The sequence below is a fragment of the Virgibacillus sp. CM-4 genome (assembly GCF_000445495.1).
GTDB classification, from domain to species: domain Bacteria; phylum Bacillota; class Bacilli; order Bacillales; family Amphibacillaceae; genus Virgibacillus; species Virgibacillus salexigens.
The window spans coordinates 126,384-151,381 of the sequence record NZ_AUQA01000003.1; the positions used below are offsets into that span (position 1 = coordinate 126,384).

At 36.7% G+C, this 24,998-nt stretch carries 22 protein-coding genes, 1 riboswitch and 1 other annotated feature; of the genes, 19 read left to right on the forward strand and 3 right to left on the reverse strand.

Annotated features, from left to right (window positions below):
- The first annotated feature begins 15 nt into the window (after window positions 1-15).
- The 10 genes from M948_RS31775 (at window position 16) to qoxD (ending at window position 11,913) form a co-directional block, all read left to right on the forward strand.
- Window positions 16-924 carry a carbohydrate ABC transporter permease gene (locus tag M948_RS31775; RefSeq protein WP_021290503.1) on the forward strand — a complete coding sequence of 303 codons (909 nt, stop codon included), beginning with the start codon at window positions 16-18 and terminating at the stop codon, window positions 922-924.
- Window positions 925-938: 14 nt separating this feature from the next.
- Complete coding sequence (locus M948_RS31780; RefSeq protein WP_021290504.1) at window positions 939-1,760, forward strand: carbohydrate ABC transporter permease; 822 nt, start codon at window positions 939-941, stop codon at window positions 1,758-1,760.
- A gap of 118 nt (window positions 1,761-1,878) precedes the next feature.
- Window positions 1,879-3,546, forward strand: coding sequence for an ROK family protein (locus M948_RS42820; protein ID WP_021290505.1), 1,668 nt, complete (start codon window positions 1,879-1,881; stop codon window positions 3,544-3,546).
- Between the two features lie 58 nt (window positions 3,547-3,604).
- The gene (locus M948_RS31785) at window positions 3,605-5,128 is read left to right on the forward strand and encodes a DUF4127 family protein (RefSeq protein WP_021290506.1); all 1,524 of its coding nucleotides are present in this window, start codon (window positions 3,605-3,607) and stop codon (window positions 5,126-5,128) included.
- A 68-nt stretch (window positions 5,129-5,196) separates the two neighbouring features.
- Window positions 5,197-6,810, forward strand: coding sequence for an FAD-dependent oxidoreductase (locus M948_RS31790; RefSeq protein WP_021290507.1), 1,614 nt, complete (start codon window positions 5,197-5,199; stop codon window positions 6,808-6,810).
- A gap of 97 nt (window positions 6,811-6,907) precedes the next feature.
- Window positions 6,908-7,615: an alpha/beta hydrolase gene (locus M948_RS31795; protein ID WP_148530722.1), complete on the forward strand. Its 708-nt coding sequence runs from the start codon at window positions 6,908-6,910 to the stop codon at window positions 7,613-7,615.
- Window positions 7,616-8,086: 471 nt separating this feature from the next.
- Window positions 8,087-9,046, forward strand: coding sequence for a cytochrome aa3 quinol oxidase subunit II (gene qoxA, locus M948_RS31800; RefSeq protein ID WP_021290510.1), 960 nt, complete (start codon window positions 8,087-8,089; stop codon window positions 9,044-9,046).
- Window positions 9,047-9,086: 40 nt separating this feature from the next.
- On the forward strand, window positions 9,087-11,039 hold the full coding sequence (gene qoxB / locus M948_RS31805; protein WP_021290511.1) for a cytochrome aa3 quinol oxidase subunit I: 1,953 nt from the start codon (window positions 9,087-9,089) through the stop codon (window positions 11,037-11,039).
- Window positions 11,032-11,628 (forward strand): cytochrome aa3 quinol oxidase subunit III, encoded by a 597-nt coding sequence (gene qoxC / locus M948_RS31810; protein ID WP_021290512.1) that lies wholly within the window; start codon window positions 11,032-11,034, stop codon window positions 11,626-11,628. The genes qoxB and qoxC overlap by 8 nt, the downstream gene beginning before the upstream one ends.
- Window positions 11,629-11,913, forward strand: a complete 285-nt coding sequence (qoxD, locus tag M948_RS31815) for a cytochrome aa3 quinol oxidase subunit IV (RefSeq protein WP_021290513.1) — start codon at window positions 11,629-11,631, stop codon at window positions 11,911-11,913. It abuts the gene before it with no gap.
- Window positions 11,914-12,007: 94 nt separating this feature from the next.
- Here qoxD and M948_RS31820 read toward each other — a convergent pair whose 3' ends face one another.
- Window positions 12,008-12,247 (reverse strand): hypothetical protein, encoded by a 240-nt coding sequence (locus tag M948_RS31820; RefSeq protein WP_021290514.1) that lies wholly within the window; start codon window positions 12,245-12,247, stop codon window positions 12,008-12,010.
- A gap of 158 nt (window positions 12,248-12,405) precedes the next feature.
- On the opposite strand from M948_RS31820, the gene M948_RS31825 reads away from it, so the two are divergent.
- From M948_RS31825 to M948_RS31845, 5 genes are all read left to right on the forward strand, one after another.
- A complete protein-coding gene (locus M948_RS31825; protein ID WP_021290515.1) occupies window positions 12,406-12,789 on the forward strand; it encodes an ArsR/SmtB family transcription factor in 384 nt (127 codons plus the stop codon).
- Entirely contained in the window at window positions 12,776-14,884 is a 2,109-nt protein-coding gene (locus tag M948_RS31830) for a heavy metal translocating P-type ATPase (RefSeq protein ID WP_021290516.1), read from the forward strand. Before M948_RS31825 ends, M948_RS31830 begins: the two co-directional genes overlap by 14 nt.
- 284 nt (window positions 14,885-15,168) lie before the next feature.
- Window positions 15,169-15,320, forward strand: a riboswitch (cyclic di-AMP (ydaO/yuaA leader).
- Between the two features lie 143 nt (window positions 15,321-15,463).
- Window positions 15,464-16,120 (forward strand): potassium channel family protein, encoded by a 657-nt coding sequence (locus tag M948_RS31835; protein ID WP_021290517.1) that lies wholly within the window; start codon window positions 15,464-15,466, stop codon window positions 16,118-16,120.
- A 3-nt stretch (window positions 16,121-16,123) separates the two neighbouring features.
- Window positions 16,124-17,476: a TrkH family potassium uptake protein gene (locus M948_RS31840; RefSeq protein WP_021290518.1), complete on the forward strand. Its 1,353-nt coding sequence runs from the start codon at window positions 16,124-16,126 to the stop codon at window positions 17,474-17,476.
- A 51-nt stretch (window positions 17,477-17,527) separates the two neighbouring features.
- Window positions 17,528-17,808: a binding site (T-box leader), on the forward strand.
- A gap of 69 nt (window positions 17,809-17,877) precedes the next feature.
- A complete protein-coding gene (locus M948_RS31845; RefSeq protein ID WP_021290519.1) occupies window positions 17,878-19,125 on the forward strand; it encodes an MFS transporter in 1,248 nt (415 codons plus the stop codon).
- A gap of 203 nt (window positions 19,126-19,328) precedes the next feature.
- Here M948_RS31845 and M948_RS31850 read toward each other — a convergent pair whose 3' ends face one another.
- Entirely contained in the window at window positions 19,329-19,925 is a 597-nt protein-coding gene (locus tag M948_RS31850) for a YdhK family protein (protein ID WP_021290520.1), read from the reverse strand.
- Between the two features lie 184 nt (window positions 19,926-20,109).
- Between M948_RS31850 and M948_RS31855 the strand changes: the two genes are divergently transcribed.
- Window positions 20,110-21,498 carry a HAMP domain-containing sensor histidine kinase gene (locus M948_RS31855; protein WP_021290521.1) on the forward strand — a complete coding sequence of 463 codons (1,389 nt, stop codon included), beginning with the start codon at window positions 20,110-20,112 and terminating at the stop codon, window positions 21,496-21,498.
- Entirely contained in the window at window positions 21,491-22,183 is a 693-nt protein-coding gene (locus M948_RS31860; RefSeq protein ID WP_021290522.1) for a response regulator transcription factor, read from the forward strand. The genes M948_RS31855 and M948_RS31860 overlap by 8 nt, the downstream gene beginning before the upstream one ends.
- 24 nt (window positions 22,184-22,207) lie before the next feature.
- On the opposite strand, the gene M948_RS31865 is transcribed toward M948_RS31860, so the two are convergent.
- On the reverse strand, window positions 22,208-22,528 hold the full coding sequence (locus M948_RS31865; RefSeq protein ID WP_021290523.1) for a four-helix bundle copper-binding protein: 321 nt from the start codon (window positions 22,526-22,528) through the stop codon (window positions 22,208-22,210).
- A 116-nt stretch (window positions 22,529-22,644) separates the two neighbouring features.
- On the opposite strand from M948_RS31865, the gene M948_RS31870 reads away from it, so the two are divergent.
- Together M948_RS31870 and M948_RS31875 are read left to right on the forward strand one after the other, a co-directional pair.
- Complete coding sequence (locus tag M948_RS31870) at window positions 22,645-23,262, forward strand: NUDIX hydrolase (RefSeq protein WP_021290524.1); 618 nt, start codon at window positions 22,645-22,647, stop codon at window positions 23,260-23,262.
- Window positions 23,263-23,358: 96 nt separating this feature from the next.
- Window positions 23,359-24,888 (forward strand): FAD-dependent monooxygenase, encoded by a 1,530-nt coding sequence (locus M948_RS31875; protein WP_021290525.1) that lies wholly within the window; start codon window positions 23,359-23,361, stop codon window positions 24,886-24,888.
- Window positions 24,889-24,998 lie beyond the last annotated feature (110 nt).

Genomic DNA, 24,998 nt, shown 5'->3' on the forward strand with positions numbered 1-24,998 from the left:
ATAGGAGTGAATACGATGAGTAAAATCACCTTTTCGCTAACAAAAAAGAGAATGATAAAAAACATCACCCCATGGTTGTTTTTACTTCCATCCATTGTGATTCTGGTGACATTTTTAATTATACCAATTGTTGAAGCTTTTCAATGGAGTTTTTTAGATTATAAGATTATTGCTGGTACAAGCGAATTTGTAGGATTTTCTAATTTTAAGGAAATATTTTCAGATGAATTATTTTGGAAAGCACTGGTTAATACAGTTTTATATGTGGCTATTGTTTTACCCTTAAATGTATTTCTTCCAATGATCTTAGCCGATTTAGTCAATCAAAAGGTGCGCGCAGTAGGATTGTTTCGTGTGCTTTATTATTTACCAGTTGTTACTCCAATCGTTGTCGCTGCTTTGATGTGGAAAATGTTGTACTCACAAGACGGGGCTTTATCAAACTTCTTAGTAGGGATCGGGATCATTGATGATCCAATTAATTTTCTTACTAATTCAACAACTGCATTAATGGTTGTCGCTTTTATCACAGTTTGGAAAGGTCTTGGATATTATATGATTATTTACTTAGCCAATCTACAGTCCATTCCAAATCAATTATATGAGTCTGCCAGTATCGATGGGGCAAATAGTATTCAAAAATTCACAAAAATTACAATGCCAATGATGGTACCTTCAATGACGTTGGTTTCGGTTTTAACAATTATAAATGGACTGAAAGTGTTTGAAGAAATTGCATTAACTACTAATGGTGGTCCAGCTGGGGCAACGACAACGCTTGTTATGTATATATATGATAAATTTATGAATCTGGAAGTTTCGATTGCTTCTGCTGCTGGCTTGGTGTTATTGGTATTAGCTATTGTGGCATCTTTACTCCAAATGAGGTTAACTAGCAAACGTGAAGATGATTTGAGGGCATAAAGGAGCTGGAAAAATTGGGTTCTACGAAGTGGAGAAAACTATTGGTTTACAGCTTGATGATTTTTATTACTGTTATTACGGTAGGTCCTTTTCTATACACTTTATTTATTGCTTTGAAGTCTTCAGGTCAAGGAATATATGATGGGATACTACCAACTGATCCGACCTTTACGAATTTCGTCTATGCGTTTAATCAAACCGATTTTCTGCAATATTTATGGAATACCGTAATTGTTACTGCAATTGCAGTTCCATTCAACCTGTTATTTAGTAGTATGGCTGGTTATGCACTTGCTCGAATTGACTTCAAAGGAAGAAGTATTGTACTAACCATTATTATCTCTACTATGACAGTACCATTTCAACTTTATATGGCACCACTCTTTCAAAGTGCTGGGGAATTAGGTTTACGGAATACTCATGTTGGACTAACAATCTTACAAATTTCAACAGCCTTTGGTATATATTTTATGCGACAAGCATTCTTAAATGTTCCGAAAGATTTAGAGGAATCTGCTTATTTGGATGGAGCTAATCGTTTCCAAGTTTGGTTCAATGTTGCTATACCGCTTGTGAAACCAACACTAATTTCTCTCGCAATCTATACCTTTACTTTTACTTGGGGGGATTACTTATGGCCATTAATTAATACAACTGAAAGTAGCATGTATACCCTGTCCATTGGGTTAGCTCAGATGTCACAGAACTTTAATGGTGGGAATTTGAAATTAATTAGTGCAGCATCTATTTTAACCACCATACCAAGTTTATTAATATTTGTATGGTTACAAAAGTACTTTATTTCAGGTCAGACAGATGGTGCATTAAAGGGATAATGGAAGATTGTACGTTGTCTAAAAAACTACTTTTAATGAATAATAAATACATAGGACTAGACTCCCTATTCTTAACTTAATATAGGAATGATAGGGTCCATTTTTAAGGAGAGGTAGCATGAGAAAATTCCTAGCAATAGATATTGGGGGTACGTTTATTAAATATGGTGTACTTACTGAAATGGGTAACCTTATTAACAAAAATGAAATACTAACAGATGCTCATCTAGGGGGAGCAGGAGTATTAAGAAAAGTAAAAAAAATAGGTAAACAATCTTTGGAAGAGCATGATCTAAGAGGAATTTGCATTAGTACAGCTGGTCAAGTGGATTCTAAGAAAGGGGTGATCTTGTATGCTTCGTCCCTTATCCCTGATTACACAGGTATGTCAATTAAGAAAGAGTTAGAAAGTTATTTTGGCTTGCCTGTAGAGGTTGAAAATGATGTGAATTGTGTTGGATTAGCAGAATCATGGGTTGGAAAAGGAAAAGACGTAAAAAGCTTGTTTTGTCTAACTATTGGAACAGGAATCGGTGGGAGCTATATTATTGATAATAAGCTACATAGTGGTCATAGCTTTAGTGGAGGGGAAATTGGTTATATTCCAATAGAAGGAAGCCAATTTGAAGAACTTGCATCTACAAGAACACTTATTAAAAATGTAGCCATTAAAAAAGGCATACCTGAAAAGGCAATTGATGGGAAGCAGATCTTTGAGTTAGCAAGAGATGGAGATGAAATTTGTAGTCAGGAAATAGAAAAACTGGTTTATTTTTTATCGAAAGGAATTTCTACTATTGCTTATATGATGAATCCAGAAATGATTGTTATTGGAGGAGGAATAACCCATCAAAAAGATTATTTGTATCCATTAATCATGGAAGAATTAGAGAAAGATCTTATTCCTTCCATTCTCCGTAAAACAAAAATAGAAATTGCAGGTAACCTTAATGATGCAGGAATGATTGGAGCATTACGTCACTTTCTAATACAGGAATCAATGAAACCATTTAATCGAATTACAACGTTAATTGAATCAAATAAACATAAACTCACAAAAGGAGAAGGAAGAATAGCAAAGTATGTCATGATGAATCTTAGTGATGTGCCAAGTAAAACAATCTCAGAAATGGCTGATAAGATAGAGGTTTCTGAATCGATGATAACCCGATTTTGTAAAAAATTAGAAATTGGTTCATTTAATCATCTTCGTTTAATGGCTAAGGAAGCAATTGTAGGTACACGAATACATGACAAAACGGAAACAAGTAGTTTAATGGAGATAAAGCAAAAGTATATTAATGTACTAAATAAACTCGAAACATTAAATCAACCAAAGGATATCTCAAAGTTGAAAAACCAGTTTCTAATAGCAAAACAAATATTAATATATGGTTCAGAAGGAATGGAGTTTGTTATTAACCAAATAAAATACAAATTAATGCAATTTGGAATTCCTGTGGACGCTTTTTCGACTAAGTTTCAAATGGAGATGTCAACGCATTTAATGCAACCAGAATCTATTGTTATTGGGATTAGTATATCGGGATTTGATTCAAATATTATAAACATACTACAAAGCGCGGAAAGTAAAAATGCAATTACAATTGGTGTTACGAGTCAACGTGATTCCCCAATTTCAGAGGGGGCCGATATTTCGTTTCTAATTCCATCGTCAAACGATTTGGAAGCGGATGTATGCTCAATTCATGAGGTATCGGTATTTTATTTACTGGATATTTTTTTAAAAGAATTTCAACGTAAAATTCAGAAAGAGGTGATATAAGATATTGTTCATAAGGCTATGTGGTAATTGTTAAAATTAAATAAGAGGGTGAGAGCCTGTGAGAATTATCTATATTCCAATAGATGAAAGACCTTGTAATACGGAAATTGTTAAAAGAATAGCGAATTCAACACCTGAAATTAAACTAATTTTACCGCCAAATGAATTTTTTGGAAACAAAAAATCTCCCGCACATACCGAGGAGCTATGGGAATGGCTGAACGTGGAGGCAAAGAATTGTCACGCACTTATCCTTAGCATCGATATGCTCATATATGGCGGGTTGATACCATCCCGTCTACATTATTTGTCTGAAGATACAGGTATGAGATGGTTGAACAGATTGCGTTCATTCCATAGAAACCATGCTAACTTACCCATTTATGCATTTAATTTAATTATGCGCACACCAAGTTATAGTTCAAGTGATGAAGAGCCGGATTATTATGAGGATTGGGGGCGTGAGATATTTTTAAACTCGTATTTGCATAACAAGAGTAAGCACGAAGATTTATCTCAGAAGGAATTAATTCAATTACATGATGTGCAACTTCGATTACCAGAAAAGTATGTTGAGGACTATGAAACTAGAAGGGAATATAATCTTCATATTAATGAATCGATGCTTGAACTAGCGAATGAAGGGGTTTTCACCTTTTTAGCTATTCCTCAAGATGATAGTTCGGAATATGGCTATACAGCAAAGGACCAAAGAGTGATTCTATCTAAACGAGAATCCTTACATTTATATGAGAAGGTATTAATTTATCCAGGAGCAGATGAGGCAGGTGCCACATTACTGGCACGTGTATATAACGATTTAAAAGATTGTTGTCCTAAAATATTCCCAATATGGAGTAGTATACATGGACCACAAATCACCCCCATGTACGAGGATCGAACATTTGAAGAGAGCATGAAATTCCATATACGAGCTGCTGGCTGCTTACTGGTAGATGATGCTAATAGTGCAGATCTAATCCTTGCTTATAATACACCTGGACTTGTAATGCAGGAATCTTGTGATCAGTATAATAAGGATGCAACTTATACTAGTTTTCGAGATATGAAGGAATTTGTTAGCCAAATGAAGCGTTATATTCTTCATGGGAGAAAGATAATTGTAGCGGACTCGGCTTATGCAAACGGGGGGGATTTTGATTTAATAACGCTAATGGATGAAGAAGGGATTCTCGATAAAATAGTATCTTATAAAGGGTGGAATACAAACTGCAATACGTTAGGTACGACACTTTCACAAGGGGTTATCGGACAGAATGGATATTCAGTGCGGTTACAGGAAAATATAATATATCATTTATTAGATGATTACTTCTATCAAGCTGAAATTCGTAAGGAATTGACAACTAAATTCCTGCCAAATCATAATTTGAGTTATTTTGATCTAAAAAATAAAGCTGATTTAGTAAACAAGGAAAGAGATAGACGAATGATTTGCTATTTTACAGAAAAGATTAAAAATAGTTTTCCTCAGATTAATATTGAGGAGTTGTACACATACGCCCCATGGAATAGAATGTTCGAATGTGGCGTTCGATTGAAAGTAAAGTTTCTAAGATAGTATGAATAATGTACTGCTCAAAAACATTTTGGATTGAATTAAAAATAGAAACGAGGGAGATCGTTTTGTTGACTCAAGATAGTGCTGACGTAATTATTGTAGGTGGAAGTCTGGGGGGCTGTATGGCCTCTTTAGCAATTGCTAAAATGGGATTAAATGTCATCATGACTGAAGAAACAAATTGGATTGGTGGTCAGCTTACAAGTCAAGCAGTACCTCCAGATGAACATCAGTGGATCGAAAAATTTGGTTGTACTTCTACATACCTGGAATTTAGAAATCGAGTTCGTAACTATTACAAATCTAACTATCCGCTAACGAAATCTGCAAGGGATAATGAGTTGATAAACCCTGGAAACGGATGGGTTAGTCGATTGACCCATGAACCAAAGGTTGCGTTACAGGTAATTGAAGATATGCTATCCCCTTATCTTAATAGTGGCAGAATTCAGATACGCTTAAACTTCAAACCAGTAGATGCCAGCATGATTAAAGATAACATTACTTCTGTTATTGTTCAACATGTATATAATCATATAAAGGTAGAATTAACAGGTAAATACTTTTTAGACGCAACGGAATTAGGGGATCTTTTACCATTAGTAGGTGCCGAGTATGTAACGGGAGCAGAGTCCCAAAAAGATACTGGAGAACCTCATGCATTAGAAGAAGCGAATCCATTTGATACACAATCGATTACACATGTTTTTGCTGTTGATTACGTAGAAGGTGGGAATTTTACAATAGAGGAACCTGAGCAATATAATTTTTGGAAGAAATTTGTCCCTGAATTTTCTGATATGCCGCTATTAAGTTGGTATACCGTAAATACAAAAGATACAACAAAACTAAGAGAATTTACTTTACTCCCGAATGATAAAGGTATTCCTTCTTTATTTACCTATCGCAGAATACTAGATGTGATGAATTTAAAAGAAAATCTATATGAAGGCGATATTTCGCTCATTAATTGGGCACAAAATGATTACTTTTTAGGTTCAATTATTGACGTTTCTACAGAAGAAAAGGAAAAAAACTTAAAGAATGCGAAACAACTTAGTCTCTCTCTTTTATATTGGCTACAAACCGAAGCTCCTCGTTTAGACGGAGGAAATGGATATCCAGGATTACGACTGAGGAAGGATGTCCTAGGTACAGAAGACGGTCTAGCTAAATCACCATACATTCGTGAATCACGCAGGATTAAAGCCGTGTACACGATTACAGAACATAATGTAAGTCGTGAGTTAATAGGTAATAAAGGGATACATAGCTACTTTGACAGTGTGGGAGTAGGAAGTTATCATTTAGACTTACATCATACGACAATAACAAATCGAGCGTTTTATATTCCCTGTTATCCTTACGAAATCCCATTGGGGGCATTCCTGCCGATTCGAATTAAAAATCTATTACCAGCATGTAAAAATATCGGGACGACTCAAATCACCAATAGTTGCTATCGCTTGCATCCAACAGAGTGGAATATTGGAGAGTCTTCTGGGTATCTAGCAGCTTATTCAATCCTTAATAATATAGATGCCCATGTAGTCCGGCAAGATCAGAGTCATTTATCAAAATATCAAAATCTATTAAACAAATTTGGCATCCAAATCCACTGGCCAGAAAGTTTAGATTTGTCCGGGTTAACAGAGGAAGTAAAGACTCATAACTCACCTTAAACAAAAAAGAAAAAAGGTGTGGGAATCATTCTGTAAGAGGCCTATACTTATTGAAAATACTTTTAAAAAAACGGGTTGGGAAAGGGATTTTGATGTTGTGAAGAAATTTGAAAAGGTATTTTATAGTGAATTTCTAAACAAGAATTTTGATTACTATCTCTTAACATCCGATGATACAGTTAATGCATATGTTTTGTATATGCAAGATGGCAAAGATTATTTAGAATTAGGAGGATTAGAGAACACCGTAGAGAATATAATAGAATCCTATCCTGAATTAGCTAAAAAGCTTGTTTTTGTTTTAATACACCCTGGAGATTCCCTTGAGAGATGGCATTCCTACCATCATAGTGGCAACAATTTTTGTATGTATATTCAGTTCATGAACGATGAGTTCATTCCTGAAATTGAGGCTTCGTTAAAAAGGAATGTTGTAAAACGGGGGATTCTTGGGAGTTCACTAGGTGGGAACGTCTCGTTAAATATTGCGATAAAGGAACCTAGTAATTGGACACATCTGTTACTCCAATCTGCAGCAATTTCAAAGAAAGACATTGCTGTTATAAACAATGTCGCGACACTAAATTGGAATATTTATCAAACCGTGGGGATAGACGAGGAACAGTTTGTTTCTCCCATTACCAAAGAAAATCTATATATTCTAACGAGAAATCGTGAGTTATATCATACGTTTCTTAAGCAAGAAGCAACAGTCCAGTATAAAGAACAAAAGGAAAGACATGAATGGGCGTTTTGGGAAAAGGATTTAACTAGTGTTTTAGATTTTTTTATAAATACCCCGTAATGAGTTATAGCAGAGCCAAGCAGTTTATTAACTGCTATAAGGTTATATAGCATAAAAACTAAATTTTGTAATGTATCTAGTAGCTTCTAAAAATAAAAAAGTAGTAAAAAACCTCCATAAACATTTAATGGAGGTCTTTTACTACTGGGTTTGTTTTTCTTTGATAAAAGGTAATTATTACCTATCAAAAAAGTTGTCATTAATTAGCCCAACCATGAAAGCGCTAAGAAGGTTAGTATATTGCTAATAAGTCATTTTATCCCAATTTTTACTACCTATATTCTGCCATATTTTATTCATTAAATGTTCATTTTTTGTATGATAAAACTTGAACATTTTCTGACATCCAACACATCAATATTGTTTTTCAATGGTTATGGTATTAATATTGATGATGGATTTTGTGAAGTGTGTAACAAAAGTATTTCAATATATTTTCATTTAAACAACATGCAGGGGAGGGTATCTCTTATGAAAATGAAATGGGTGATGCTAGCATCGTTATTCACATTATTAGCGGTTCTTACTGGTTGTGAGCCATTATTAGTATTAGACCCTGAAGGTCCGCAGGCTCAAACCCAGGCGAATGTCATCTGGATATCAATTGCTATTATGTCTGTTATTGTAATTGTGGTATTTGCTATGTTGGCTTATATCCTATATAAATACCGCGCATCAAAACAATCAGACTCATATGAGCCACCGTATATAAAAGGGAATGTTATAGTTGAATCACTTATTGTAGGGATTCCGGTACTTATCGTAATCGTACTATCTGTAATTTCAGTTCAAAGTAACTATAAAGTAGAAGCTACTCCAGAAGGATATGAGAATGATGAGCCACTAGTGGTTTATGCTTCTTCTTCAGATTGGAAATGGCATTTTAGTTATCCTGAACAAGATATTGAAACGGTTAACTATCTTTATGTTCCAACTGATAGACCACTAGAGTTTAGACTTTATTCTTATGGACCAATTACAAGCTTTTGGATACCGCAACTGGGCGGTCAAAAATACGCAATGTCCGATATGATAACTACGCTGCATTTAGCCGCAGATAATGCTGGAGAATTTATGGGTAGAAATGCGAACTTTAGTGGGGAAGGTTTCGCTGAGAATACATTCAGCGTAGAAGCAATGCCGCAACAAGAATTTAATGATTGGGTGAAAGAAGTCAAACAAACAGCAGATCCACTAACGGAGGATAAATTTAATGAATTGCTTGAGCCCGGTCATCTTGGTCAATTAACCTTTACAGGCACACACTTAGAATTCAACCCTCCACCACAAGGGCATCATGAAGGTCATGGTGCTGGTTCGGAAGGTGAACATAATGATGAATCTAGTTCAGAACACGATGCACATGGTGAACATGAATCAGATTCCGGTCATGCAGATGAAACAGAGGAAAACACAGAGCATCAACATTAAGAATTAGTACATCTGGGTTATCCGGAAAGGAGAAATAAGAATGGACTTTTTTGAACGATTTCTAATTCCGCATCCGAGTCCAATTATTTACGCATCGATGGCTGCTATTGTTCTTACTACAATAGCAATCATCGTCGGTCTTACCTATTTTAAAAAATGGGGATATCTATGGCGTGAATGGCTTACAACGGTTGATCATAAGAAAATAGGAATTATGTATTTAATCTCTGCCTTGCTCATGTTGTTTAGAGGTGGAGTAGACGCTATCATGATGAGGGCGCAAACATCCATGCCAGAGAATACGTTATTGGATGCACAGCACTATAATGAAATATTCTCTACGCACGGTGTTGTAATGATCTTCTTTATGGCAATGGGATTCATTATTGCTTTAATGAACTTTGTTATTCCTTTACAAATTGGTGCAAGGGATGTAGCATACCCACGGTTAAATGCTGTTAGTTTCTGGCTGTATTTTATGGGAGCAATGTTATTTAACTTGTCATTTGTAATTGGAGGTTCTCCTAGTTCTGGTTGGACGTCCTATTTTCCACTGGCGGGTAGTGAATTATCGCCTTCGGTCGGAACGAATTATTATATGCTTGCACTACAAATTTCTGGTCTAGGTACGTTAATGACGGGTATTAACTTTATTGTTACCATCCTAAAAATGCGTGCCCCTGGCATGACCTTAATGAAAATGCCGATGTTCACATGGTCAGGACTAATTACAAATATTATTATTGTATTTGCTTTCCCAGTCTTAACCGTAGCATTAGCGATGGGAACGATGGACCGTTTGTTTGGAACCAATTTCTTTACAACCACAGACGGTGGTATGGATATGCTTTGGGCTAACCTATTCTGGGTTTGGGGACACCCTGAGGTCTATATTCTAATTTTACCGGCCTTCGGAATTTATAGTGAGGTTATCTCTACCTTTGCTAAAAGGAATCTGTATGGATATAATTCCATGGTCGCTTCGATGGTCGTTATTTCCTTGTTATCCTTTGTTGTATGGGTTCACCATTTCTTTACAATGGGGCAAGGAGCAATGGTAAATAGTATTTTCTCTATTACAACGATGGCAATTGCCATTCCAACAGGAATTAAGATCTTCAACTGGCTCTTGACCCTTTGGAAAGGAAAAATCGTGTTCACGGTGCCGATGCTCTATTCATTAGCATTTATCCCGATCTTTACGATTGGTGGAGTTACCGGTGTGATGCTTGGAATGTCAGCAGCAGACTATCAATATCATAATACGATGTTCTTAGTGGCTCATTTCCACTTAGTAATCATACCAGGTGTTGTATTTGCAATGCTTGCAGGTCTAACTTACTGGTGGCCGAAAATGTTTGGGTTTATGCTTAATGAGCGTATTGGTAAATGGGCGTTTAGTTTCATTTCAATCGGAACTTGTGTAGCATTCTTCCCAATGTTTATTTCTGGATTAGATGGGCAAGCCCGTCGTATGTACACGTACTCTGAATCGACTGGTTTTGGTATCTGGAATATGATTTCCTTTATTGGTGCAATCGGTCTGGCCATTGGATTTATCCTAATCGTATACAATATCTACTATAGTACGCGTTATGCTTCTAGAGATGTTGGAGACGACCCTTGGGATGCACGTTCCCTTGAGTGGGCAACGCATAATCCAGTACCTGAATACAACTTTGCAATTACACCACATGTTAATTCTAGTCAAGCATTGTGGGATTCGAAGAAAAATGGTCATACGTTATTTAGAGATGGACTGAAAGAAATCCATATGCCAAACAATAGTGGTGTCCCATTTGTTATGAGTGTCTTCTTCTTTATCTTTGGATTTTCATTTATCTTTAGTATGTGGATCACAGTCATAGCTTCTCTAATTGGTATTTTTGCTTGCATGCTTCATCGTTCGTTTGAGAATGATCATGGGCATCATATTTCCGTAGAGGAAATTAAAAGAACAGAATCGGAAGTGCGGGGTGCTAAAAATGAATAATAATAATACGCAACCGCTTGAATACAGTACAGAGCAAGGACGTATGAATATACTTGGTTTCTGGATCTTTATTGGAGCAGAAATCATGCTGTTTGGAACGTTATTCGCTTCGTATTTCACATTAGAAACCCGTACAGGATCGGGACCAGCTGGTGCGGAGATTTTTGAACTGCCACCAGTTCTTGCGGAAACACTTTTATTATTAACGAGTAGTTTCATTATTGGTTTAGGTATCCATGCAATGCGGCTCGGCAGAAAAAAGGCAATGATGACATTTTTCATCATTACGCTTATTCTAGGAGCAGCCTTCTTAGGTTTTGAGATATATGAATTCATTCACTATGTTCATGAAGGTGCTAGTCTACAAACAAGTGCTTTCACGTCCATCTTGTTAACAACCTTAGGAACGCATGGGTTGCACGTTACGTTTGGCTTAGCGTGGGGGATCGTTATTCTAATTCAAGTAATTAAACGAGGATTAACTCCGCAAACAGCCAATAAGTCATTCATATTCTCTCTTTACTGGCATTTCTTAGATGTTGTTTGGATCTTTATTTTCAGCTTCATCTATTTGAAAGGAATGATGTAAATGAAAGAATTATTCCCAGCTAAACACGTCATGGGCTTTATATTTTCACTAGTGTTAACTGGTGTTGCACTATCTGTGTATTTCTTCGATATGTCATTTTTCATGGGAATGACTATTCTGCTTGTTACAGCATTTGCCCAAGCTGCATTGCAGTTAGTGCTGTTCATGCATGCCGGTGAATCTGAAGATAAGAATACGATTTACACCAGTGTATATTATGGGATCATTATAGCTGTCATCACTGTACTAGGTACGATGCTAGCAATGATCTGGGGTTATGTATAAAATAAAAAAGCAATCGGCGAGAAATATTGTCGATTGCTTTTTTATGTTTTTTGATCACAGCACAAGTGACACATTTCTTTTGTTTGCTTCATTTTTATTTATGAAAGGGTTCTTCCATTTTCTTATTACGCTTTTCTAGCATTTCCTCTGTAGCAACAAAGAATATTCCCATTAGAAAGATAAACACTGCCCCCATGATTGTACCAATGCCAATGCCGGTAATTGTGCTGTATCCGCTTACAAAAAATCCATATAAAAACAATGCAATTCCGATCAATAATACAGTTGCCCCTACATACGTAACAGCATGAAGCATTTTATCATTCTTTTTCATCTCGCTCATCCTCCTTATACATATATTATTCACATTGTTCACAAAGTTGTCAAATACTTTACAAAAAATTGTTAAAAAATCCAATTGACATAATTAGTTCACTCTCATAGACTATAATCAAACAATCAAATAATTATTTGACTGAGGTGACGGTATTGATGAAAGACAATGTTCAAATGAAAAATGATACATGTGAAACATTCTGTTTTGATGAAGATAAAGTAAATCGAATTCAACCGAAGATAAATAAAGTAGAAGGTGTTGAACAGATCTTTAAAGCACTTTCAGATGCAACTCGTTTAAAAATCGCCTATGCACTCACACTAGAGAAAGAACTATGTGTTTGTGATGTAGCTAATATAATCGGTTCTACAAAAGCCACAGCATCCCACCACCTTAGACTTTTGAGGAATATGGGTTTGGCAAAATATCGAAAAGAAGGGAAGCTGGTTTTTTATTCGTTAGAAGATGAACACATTCATCAATTAGTAACGATAGCTACTGTTCATGCTAAAGAGGGTGTAGCAAGTGAAGGAAAATAAACAAGTTTATCGTTTAGAAGGCCTATCATGTACAAATTGTGCTGCGAAGTTTGAAAAGAATATTCGCGCTATCGATGCAGTTGAAGATGTTCAGTTGAATTTTGGGGCATCCAAAATAACGGTTCAAGGGGAAGCGACCATTGATCAACTTGAAGAAGCTGGTGCTTTTGACGGAATTAAAGTTTATCCAGAACGTCAACGAATGGCTCCGAAGAAACCTTTTTGGAAGAAACGTGAAAATATAACGGTAATGGTTTCGCTATTATTAACAATGGTTGGGTATGGTTTTTACTTCCAGATAGGAGAAGTCAGTCCGATAACGATTGGTATATTTGCTGCAGCGATTCTAATTGGTGGTTATGATTTATTTAAAGTTGGATTTCAAAACCTTATTAAGTTGCAGTTTGATATGAAAACACTAATGACGATTGCTATCATTGGAGCTGCTATTATAGGTGAATGGGCAGAAGGTGCAGTTGTCGTATTTCTCTTTGCCTTAAGTGAAGCATTGGAAGGGTTTTCGATGGATAAAGCAAGACAATCCATCCGCTCCTTAATGGATTTAGCACCAAATAGAGCAACGATTCGTCGTGGTGATACTCTTATTGAAATCGATGTTGAGGATGTCCAGATTGGTGATATTATGGTCATTAAACCTGGACAAAAGATTGCGATGGATGGTGAAGTTGTAACTGGACAATCTTCCATTAATCAATCTGCTATAACTGGGGAGTCGATTCCTGTGTATAAGTCGATTGGAGATGAGGTGTTTGCTGGAACAATTAATGAAGAAGGTTCTATGGAGATTCGGGTTACCAAGTATGCCAAAGAGACAACGATTGCTAAGATTATTCATTTAGTAGAAGAAGCACAAGCTGAGCGAGCTCCTTCTCAGCAATTTGTTGACCGATTTGCAAAATACTATACACCTGCGATCTTAATCATCGCTTTCTTGGTTGCAGTTATCCCACCATTATTTATGGGTGCTGTTTGGTCAGAATGGATCTATAGTGGTCTAGCTGTTCTTGTTGTTGGTTGTCCTTGTGCATTAGTAATATCAACACCTGTGGCAATTGTAACGGCAATCGGTAATGCAGCAAGGCAAGGTGTATTGATTAAAGGCGGTATTCATCTAGAACAAGCTGGTAAGTTAGATGCTATTGCATTTGATAAAACAGGCACACTTACAGAAGGAAGGCCTGTAGTTACAGATGTCATTCCGGTAGGTAATATGACAAAGGAGGATGTCCTTGCTACTGCTTCAGCAATCGAAGCCTATTCGCAGCACCCACTTGCTTCAGCGATTATCCGTAAAGCCAAAGAAACAGGAGTAGTGCGATGTGTGGCTACTGATTTTCAGTCTTTCACTGGTAAAGGGGCAAAAGCCTTTATCCAAGAAAAGGAATATATCATTGGCAGCCCCTCTTTACTCAGTGAAAAGCTAAATCGTTTAACTGAAGTGGAACAAACCGTTCAACACATGCAATTAGAAGGAAAGACAGTCATGTTGCTTGGATCAGAGGTAGGTATTGAAGGTATCATTGCTGTTGCCGATGAAATTCGCAGAGGCAGCCCAACTGTTATTCAAAAACTAGTCCAATTAGGTAAGAAAACGATTATGTTAACCGGAGATAATCAAGCAACTGGGCAAGCAATTGGGAAGCAAATAGGTATTTCAGAAACAAGAGCAGAACTTATGCCAGAAGAGAAACTTAATGCTATTAAACAACTAAGTAAACAACATGGAAGTGTAGCAATGGTGGGAGATGGAATTAATGATGCTCCTGCTTTGGCTGCGGCTGACATTGGAATTGCTATGGGTGGAGCGGGAACGGATACTGCTATGGAGACTGCAGATATAGCGCTTATGGCAGATGATCTCGGTAAGCTTCCATTTACGATGGATTTAAGTAGAAAAACATTACAAGTAATAAAGCAAAATATTATTTTTGCTCTAGGGTTGAAAGTTATTGCCTTGCTTCTGGTTATTCCAGGTTGGTTGACCTTATGGATTGCTATTTTTGCAGATATGGGTGCGACATTGATTGTCGTCTTAAATTCATTACGGCTGATGAAAACCAAGGTTAGTGAGTAATGGTAAAGTGTAACCTCAAGCTTTGAGAGGGTTACCTCTTCGGATTAAAGATACTGCTTAATGCTAGTTACAACTGATATAAAAAACTTTACAAAAATGTTATTGACAATGAGAATGAATCGGAGTAAATTATACTTTATCATAGGCACTTATTCATCGTAAGGATCAGTGATAGAGGCTACTGATAAACGCAGATTTTTGCCATGAACATGCAGAGCATAAACGGAACTTCGTTCTTTGATTCTGTGTGATGTTGAATGTTTAATAAAATAATGAATATCCAAACCTTTTAATCGCTTAATCTCAATGAGCGGGGGAACCATTTTTTGATAAGATGAAATACTTATCTAGGGGTGAATCTTACTTGCTAGTAAGATGGGATACTCTCAGTCCCTAATCCGACAGCTAACCCCGTAAGCGTCCATAAACACGAGAGAAAGGTCCAAGGGGTTACCTTTAGACCATTCTATTTGTAATGGTCTTTTTTATTACCATTATTTAATGAACTGTTTTTGGATAGAATGATAAAGGTATTTGCGATGGTTACACATGGGGAGGATATAGAAAGAAGGATGCAACTTGGGAAAACAATTTGCGGTTATTGGTCTAGGGAGATTCGGAAGTAATGTTTGTAAAGAATTATACCAGCTAGGACATGAAGTATTGGCAATTGATGCGAACGAAAATATTGTAGATAGATTAAAACATCATTCTTCTCATGCGGTAGTTGCGAATGCGACCGATGAAGCGATTCTGAAATCACTTGGTTTGAGAAATTTTGATTATGCAATTATTGCTATTGGTGAACATATTCAACCGAGTATTTTATGTACATTGATATTAAAAGAAATGGGTATCAAACAGGTATGGGTGAAAGCGCAGAATACACAACATCATAAAGTGCTGGAAAAAATAGGTGCAGATCGAATTATTCAGCCAGAGAAAGAAATGGGGATGCGAATTGCACATCAACTGGATTCTGAGAAAATCATTGATTATATTGAGCTGTCAAAAGAATACAGCATTGTGGAAGTCGTTGCTACTGCTAAGATAAGTAACCGCACATTAGTAGAAGTCGATGTTCGTAAGCGATTCGGCTGTACAGTTTTAGCAGTGAAACGAGACGAACAGGTTAATATATCTCCATTACCAAATGATTTTATATACGAAGGAGATATATTAGTTGTAATGGGGCATAAAAATGACATCAAACGATTTGAGAATAAAGGAATGTAAGCAATGATTAAAATCATTTCATTGCATCCATTAAGAGGAAAAACCATCCGTTTAAGCCCGCCACAGATTCTAGCGTTAGGATTTTTAGTATTTATTATAGTAGGGACGCTTTTATTAAAGTTACCATTTGCTACTACTGTTTCTGTTTCATGGTTAGATGCCCTGTTTACGGCAACTTCTGCGATTACGGTCACTGGTCTTGTTGTCGTTGATACAGGCAGTGCTTATAGCTTGTTTGGCGAGATTGTCATTATGAGTTTGATGCAGCTAGGCGGTTTAGGATTAATGACATTTTCTGTTTTGTTATTAATGATGCTTCGGAGAAAGGTTGGATTGCATCAACGGATTCTGACGCAGGAGTCATTAAATTTAAATGAGGCCTCAATTGGTGGTTTGCTTCGATTAGTAAAACTATTATTTGTTTTTTCTATTGCCATAGAGGCTATTGCCTTTGTTTTATTATCTATACGCTGGATTCCTGAATATGGCTGGTCAGAGGGGATACATCAAAGTGTTTTTCATAGTATTTCTGCCTTCAATAATGCTGGTTTTTCGCTTTGGTCTGACAGCCTGTCTGGTTATGTTGGAGATCCTTTGGTTAATATTGTAATTACGGGATTATTTATTACAGGTGGTTTAGGCTTTACCGTTTTGGTGGATATCTGGGATAAAAAGAGCTTTCGAAAGCTATCGTTACATTCGAAATTAATGCTCGTCGGTACATTTATTATCAATATAACCGCGCTATTAACGCTATTTATTTTAGAGTTTTCAAATCCTGAAACAATTGGTAGTTTTTCATTTACAGATAAGTTATGGGGTTCTTATTTCCAAGCAGTTACCCCCCGTACTGCTGGATTTAATTCACTACCTATAGCGGAAATGACAGTACCATCCATCTTATTTCTGATGTTACTAATGTTCATTGGCGCAGGAAGTGGTTCAACTGGAAGTGGAATTAAAGTAACGACATTTATCGTCATGTTATTAGCAACTGTCTCCTTTTTACGAGGTAAAAGCGAAACGACGGTATTTAATCGAATGATTAAGGTGCATACAATTGTGCGTGCACTATCGATTATGATTATTAGTATCTTAGCTATCTTTATCGCTGTTTTTATCCTGTCCATTACAGAAGCTGCACCGATTATGGAGATTATTTTTGAAGTGATATCTGCTTTCGGTACAGTTGGGTTATCAATGGGGTTAACAACAGATCTTACTTCATTTGGGAAATGCATTATTATGGTTATGATGTTTATTGGAAGGCTGGGACCACTAACATTGGCTTTTGTATTTGCTAGGCAGAAGCAATCATCTATTCGTCATCCGGAGGAAGAGGTGTTTACCGGTTAATTCAAGGTTTACAAAATAATCATACTTCAGTACAATAATAAAAAGTTTTAGCTAAAAGCAATGATGAGAAGAGTAGTTGAATAAGAGCTTCTGCAGAGACCTTCCATATGCTGAAAAGGAGGGAGTATCAAGTTCATTGAAACAAGTCTCGGAGCTGCACACAGGAGTTTTCTAATAGAATTGGAAGAGGATGGTGTGACGGGATCTCCCGTTATTGAGATAGAGTATAAGCATGCGATATTTTAGCTGCCGTACTTGATAAGATTTCTGTGGCGACACAGAAATAAACTGGGGTGGCACCGCGATTTTGGATTCCAAATCTCGCCCCCAAGACGATGTTCTTGGGGGTGGGGTTTTTTATTTTGATTTACTAGATGATGAATAACTTAGGGGGAATCTAAATGCGGTTAAAAGGATTGGTTCAAACTTGGCGCTATCCTGTTATCTTATTGTTCAGTATCGGCATTTCCGGTGTGGGGAATTGGGTTTATTTTATTGCTCTAAATCTTATCGTTCTAAACATGACAGGATCTGCACTTGCCGTTTCTGTTCTATATATTGTTAGAGCTTTGTCGACGGTATTCACTACCATTTGGTCGGGAACATTAATTGATCGTTTAAATAAAAAATACCTTATGATCATACTAAATGTATTCCAAACGGTGCTAATTACGATATTACCTTTTGCGTCTTCTTTCGTGTTCATTTATTGTATGGTATTTATTATTACCATAGCTAGTTCTATGTATCATCCAACATCTATGACATACATTACGAAGTTAATACCGTCCAAACAAAGAAAACGATTTAATTCTTTACGCAGCTTACTTGATTCTGGAGCCTTTTTGACTGGTCCAGCAATTGCAGGCATGTTGTTTACCGTTGGTACCCCTAATATGGCTATTTTTATTAATGCTATTGCTTTGTTCCTATCAGCCTTATTTACACTAGCAATGCCTAATTTGGAGAAGTCTAGACAACTAGAAGGAACGATAAATAAAAAAATGTCGTTAGTGAAAGCTGATTGGAGTATTGTAATAAGCTTTAGTCTTCAAAACGTATACCTTATGATTGTCTATTTTTTATTTAGTGTCATGATCGTTATAATGACAGCTACAGATTCGTTAGAAGCAGCCTTTGCAACCCAAGTGCTGTCTTTATCTGAAGGAGAATACGGGGTTTTAGTCAGTATTGCTGGTGCGGGAGTATTCGTAGGTTCTTTCATAAATACCATCGTAGTCGAGAAGATACCAACTTCTTGGTTGATTAGTGTAGGATCAATCATAACCGCAATTGGTTATGTTGTCTTCTCGATGTCTGTAACATTTTTGATTGCCTCCGTCGGCTGTTTTGTTTTATCATTTGCTACTGCTTTTGCAAATACTGGCTTTTATACATTTTATCAAAATAATATACCGGTCGATATGATGGGAAGAGTAGGAAGTATCTATGGATTTGCTGAAGCCTTTCTAATTATTTTAGCCACTGCCATATTTGGAGTTGCTGCTGAGCTTATACCAATTAGATGTATTGTTGTTTTTGGAGCTACCCTGATGTTGTTCGTAGCAATTACCCTATTTATTTGTGCAATTCGATCATCAAAAGCAGGGTATTATCAAAATGTTACAGCAAAGGCAGAAGAAATATAAGTATCTTTTGGCTCCTCAGTATATAAGTGTAGTTCGGGTAACCACAGATAGAATGCATCCACCTTGAAACAGGCTTACGTTCACATGGTTCAAGGTGGATCAGAAATTCAATAAAATGAAAAATAGCTTTGGAATAACAGAAGGAATACATGAATCCAGTCTGGGAAGTAATTGGACCATGTATATGATTAGTAAGTAAAAACTTATTTGGTTATAGGAGCAAGTTCATCTTCTGTTACCCATTTGTGGTTTTTAACCGCCTCTCCATCTGTTGTGGATTGATAATCAACCATGTATACCGTTGTTTCTTTAGCTGAAGTTATCGTCGCAGTTGCTCCGACCATTCCTTCCATATGTGACGCGTTTATGGTTGCTGTTGAACCAGCATTAATCGGCTCTTGTTCTACATCAGCTAGCTCTTCACGAATAACCCATTTATGGTCTTCTACTTTTTCACCACCATTGGTTGGGGTGTAGGTTATTGTATATACGGTAGTATCATATGCGCCAGAAATGGTTGCTTTTGCACCATTCATCCCTGCCATGTGATCCGTTTCAATGGTGGCTTTACTTCCAACTTCATACTTTGGATTATCTGCCTCTTTCAAATCATCTGGTACCTCTCCAGAACTAGAATGATTCATACCTTCATGTCCATCGTGTTCACTAGAGGTAGCTTCTGTTTCTGTCGTTTGCTGTTCACCTGAATTATCTGGCTCATCCTGACTATTGGAACAAGCGGTGAGTACGATGAGAGACAATAGGGAGATCAAGCCAATTACGTAAGCTTTTTTATTCATGCCGATAGTTCCTCCTGTGTTTATTTTGTCTATATTATTCTAGCCAATAAATTTGCAGATTATCTGCACTTTATATGACACCTTTTCTACAACAATAGGAAAATATATTTGCAAATATGCACAAAAAATTGATAATCAAGGATTAGTATAGATTATAGTTAAAGCAGATGAAGGGGATAGGAAAATGTTTAATAAGCTCTCTTTAAAGGTAGGGATTCTCTTCTTTTTCGTTATTGTAATTATTGAAGGGTTCCTTTATTTTGTTCTTTATATTAATTTAGCTAATGAGCGGATCGATGAAGTAATTGGAAATTTATTAGCTAGAGGGAACACACATCGTGAGGTATTGGAGGATAATTTCACACAAACCACCTTAGAACATGTTGGTTTAATGGAATCAGCCTCTGATTTTGTCGTTGTCATTACAGATCCAGTAGGTGAGGTTATCGTGAACTCAGATCCTATTGATCCAGAAATGACAGAACTGATTCATAGCATAAATTATGATAAGATACCTACAGAGGGTATCGTTATAGAGGATCGTTGGAAGGATGAGCCATTTATTGCTACGGATAGTCCAATAAATATAAGTGGAGAACATCGTGGTCATGTGTTTATGTTTGCAAGTACCAATCAAGTGAAGAAAATCTTGAATCATCTAAGTGATCAATTTACCTTAATCGGATTAATTACAATTGGTTTGACCATCATTACGATTTTTTTACTCACACGGTTTATTACCCGTCCCTTATTAAATATGAAACATGCAACTGAACAATTAAGTAAAGGTAACCACCAAGTTGTATTACATACAGAGCGGAATGATGAACTTGGAGAACTTGCAAAATCAATTACATCATTATCAAATGATTTGGATCGAATGAAAAAGGAGAGGAATGAATTCCTTGCAAGTATCTCACATGAACTGCGAACACCTTTAACATATGTCAAAGGGTACGCAGATATTGTTCAACGTCAAGATCTAAAAGCTTCCGATCGAGAAGCATATTTGGAGATTATTAGGGAAGAAACAACCCGGCTTTCCATGTTAATCAAACATTTGTTTGAATTAGCTAAAATGGATCAGCATACATTTACCATTCATCGAGAAAAGGTGCCTTTTCATCTGATATTAAAACCAATTGTTGATTTAATAAATCCTGTACTGACGAAGGAGAAATTAACCTTGGCGATTGCATGCCCTGAGAGCATAGAGGGAATTGTAGATCCAAACAGATTTCAACAAGTATTGTTAAATATTCTTGATAATGCAATAAAGCATACACATGAACACGGACATATTTCTTTGGAAGTAAAGCAACAAAAAGATCGCCTTGACATTTCGATTTCAGACAATGGCGAAGGTATACCGGAAAAGGAATTACCCTATATCTTTGATCGATTGTATCGAGTAGAAAAATCACGATCCAGAAAAAGCGGAGGCACTGGTTTAGGGTTAACCATTGCCAGAGAAATAGTAGAGGCACATGGTGGTACAATTGATGCTTTCAGTAAAAAAGGTGCTGGTACAAGAGTAATAATTAAACTACCAAGGAGTGAGGTTGATGAATAGCATATTATTAGTTGATGATGAACAACGAATGTTAGATTTATTAGCTTTGTACTTAAAACCTCATGGTTATGTCTGCGCAAAGGTAAAAAGTGCCATGGAGGCACTAAACTATTTAGACAAAGAAAACGTTGACATCATACTGCTGGATATTATGATGCCTGAAATAAACGGGTGGCAGTTATGCCGAACCATTCGAGATTTTTCTGATGTTCCTATCATTATGATTACCGCTAGAGATCAACAAGAGGATATTGTTAAAGGTCTACGATTAGGGGCGGATGATTATATTACCAAACCGTTTGATGAATCAGAGTTATTGGCCAGAATAGAAGCTTTAATAAGAAGGACAACGTCGAAGGCGCTTATTGAAGTAGACGGATTATTTTGGGACAAGGATCGGTTTGAGATTACCTATGATAATCAGGTCATTCCATTAACACCAAAAGAATTTCTGATGCTTGGTCATTTAATGAACCATCCGAATATCGTTGTTACTCGGGAGCGTTTCTTTGAATTCATTTGGGGGCTGCATGCAAGCACGGAAGCACGTACGATAGATTCTCATGTTCGTAATATACGAGATAAATTGAGAAAAGCAGGTTTCCCTATTGACCTTTACCTCAAAACAGTTTGGGGTATTGGCTATAAGTGGGTAGTACCCAAAGGGAAAACAGATCGCATCTAATGCGATCTGTTTTCCTTCATTACATTAAGCTGCTTTGCATGCTTCTGCACAAGTAAAGCATTTTTCTGCGCAATGCTGACAATGATTATGTGCATGTTTCTTGCATTCTTTTCCACATGCTTCACAAATAGCGGCACAAACATTCGTTAGTTCAGATAAGAATGGGGTACCTCTTGTGATTGCTTGTTCTACATAACCACAAATATCTGCGCATTCTCTATCTAATTGAATACATGTTGTCATCATCTTTATATCTTCCTCCTGAAGACATGCATTATAACAATGATTACATGCTGTCATACATTCATGCAATGTGCTAATAAGTTCTTGTTGTTGGTGTGGCATTCGAATCCTCCTGTTTTACTTTATCATGAATTAGGATCCCCTAGAATTTTATAAATAACCACACAGATTATTCTGTTAGACTTAAAGAAAAAGAAGCGTGAAGGAGGAATGTTAAGGTGAAGGACCAATGGCTGAAGTGGGCTCAAAGGATACAAGCATTATCACAGGCTGGGCTAACATTCTCAAGGGATGCATTCGATCGAGAACGGTATGAAGAACTTCGGAAGATTAGTAAAGAAATGATGGCGTTACAATCAGAGCTAACGATGCAACAGCTAAATCTTTTGTTTGATAAGGAACAAGGATATCCAACTCCAAAAGTTGATGTTAGAGGGGTGGTATTTAAAGACAATACAATATTAATGGTTCGTGAAAAAATGGATGATAAATGGTCTCTGCCGGGAGGTTTTTGTGAGGTAGGGCTTTCTCCAAGTGAAAATATTGCAAAAGAAATAAACGAAGAATCCGGCTATCATGTCGTTCCAATTAAATTACTCTCCTTATTAGATACGAATAAACATGAACATCCACCGCAGCCATTTCACTATTATAAAATATTCATACAATGCGAAATAGTCGGCGGATCGCAGCAGATTGGAATAGAAACCAATGATATTGCTTTTTTCTCTGAGAATCATTTACCGAATCTTTCGTTACGAAGAAATACACAAGAACAAATTCACATGCTCTTTGAATTTTATCGTAATCCTAATAAATCAACAGTTATCGATTAAAATAGCAAATCAGAGATTCGAGAAAGGTCATGCAGGGAACAAATAAGTAATTGTAGAAATTATACCTAAAACAATATTAATTGAGGGGGAAACAAGATGGGTTCCGACGTTTTAATCGTAGGTGCAGGTCCTACTGGTCTGGCGTTGGCTTTAAGTATGGCAAAACAAGGTGTGTCCACAAAGATTATTGATAAAGCAGCAGGACCTGGTACTGCATCTCGAGCAATGGCTGTTATGCCGAGAACATTAGAGTTTTATGATCAATTTGGATTTGCGGATGAAATGGTTACAGAGAGTATTAAAATAGAAAATATCAACCTTTATGTAGATGGTAAGAAACGAGCCAGAATGCATGTGGGATCATTAGGGGAAGGAATAAGCAACTACACGTCACCGTTTAGTTTTCCGCAAGATGAGCATGAGAAATTATTGCTGAAAAAACTAAGCTCCTTTGGGGTTACGGTAGAGTGGAATACAGAGTTGATTTCTTTTCAAGAAAGACAGAATAATGTTACAGCAACCTTACAGAGTTACGATGAAACGGTGGAGGAAGTGTTTTTATATGTATGTGGTTGTGATGGTGCTGGAAGTGCTGTTCGCCAAGAAATACAAGCAGATTTTCCTGGAGGAACTTATGAAGAGAAGTTTTATGTAATGGATATTAAAGCTACAGGAAAACCCGTAGGGTCTCATAATTTGTCTTTATGTTTGCGTGATAATTCGTTTGTAGTTCTATTACCCGTAAGGAGCACTGGTACAACCAGAGCAATTGGTGTGTTCCCCCCACAAATGTCCATGCAATCGGATGCTGGTGACAATGAACAATTGGTGTCATTTATTGAAAAAGCATATCAATTGCAAGTCAGCGATGTGAATTGGTTTTCCTCTTATAACGTTCATCATCGAGTTGCTAGTCATTTTCGAAAAGGGAGAGCATTCCTCGTCGGTGATGCTGCGCATATTCATAGTCCTGCGGGTGGACAAGGAATGAATACAGGGATTGGCGATGCAATGAATCTTGGCTGGAAGCTTGCAGGGGTGATACAGGGAAAAAGTAACCTTAAACTTCTGGATACTTTTGAACAGGAAAGAAAAAGCTTTGCCGAACGATTAGTGAATACTACGGATCAAGCCTTTACTAGAGTTGTATCAAAACGCTTGTTGGACCGTGTTTTACGCAAGCAACTGGCACCTGTTGCTATCCCTTTTATTAATCGTTCCAACCGAATTAGACAAGGCCTATTTCGGGTTATCTCTCAGACTCAAATTTCATATCCAAATAGTTCGATAAGTAAGGGGGAAGTTGGGGATATTCAAGCAGGGGATCGACTCCCATATACAAAGGAGAATTACAAATCATTACAAATGGTTGATTGGCAAGTTCATATTTATGGTTCTGCAACTTCGAAAATGCAACATTTTTGTTATGAAAATGGGATAAAGCTCTATACATTCAGTTTTGATTCGATTGCAGAAGGGAAAGGATTACAGAAAGAAGCAATATACTTAATAAGACCAGATGGCCATATTGGGTTTACCAATTCCCATCAAGATATTAATAAACTGAAAGCTTACCTTGATCACTGGGGTATCATTCCATTTCGGAAAACAAAATCAAATAGTTAAAATATGGAATTGAGCCCTTTTATTAAAAGGGTTCAATTTTATTGTTTGACAATTACCTTAGGGGGGTATAGTATTTGTGTATAGGATTTATATATAAAATAATAATAACT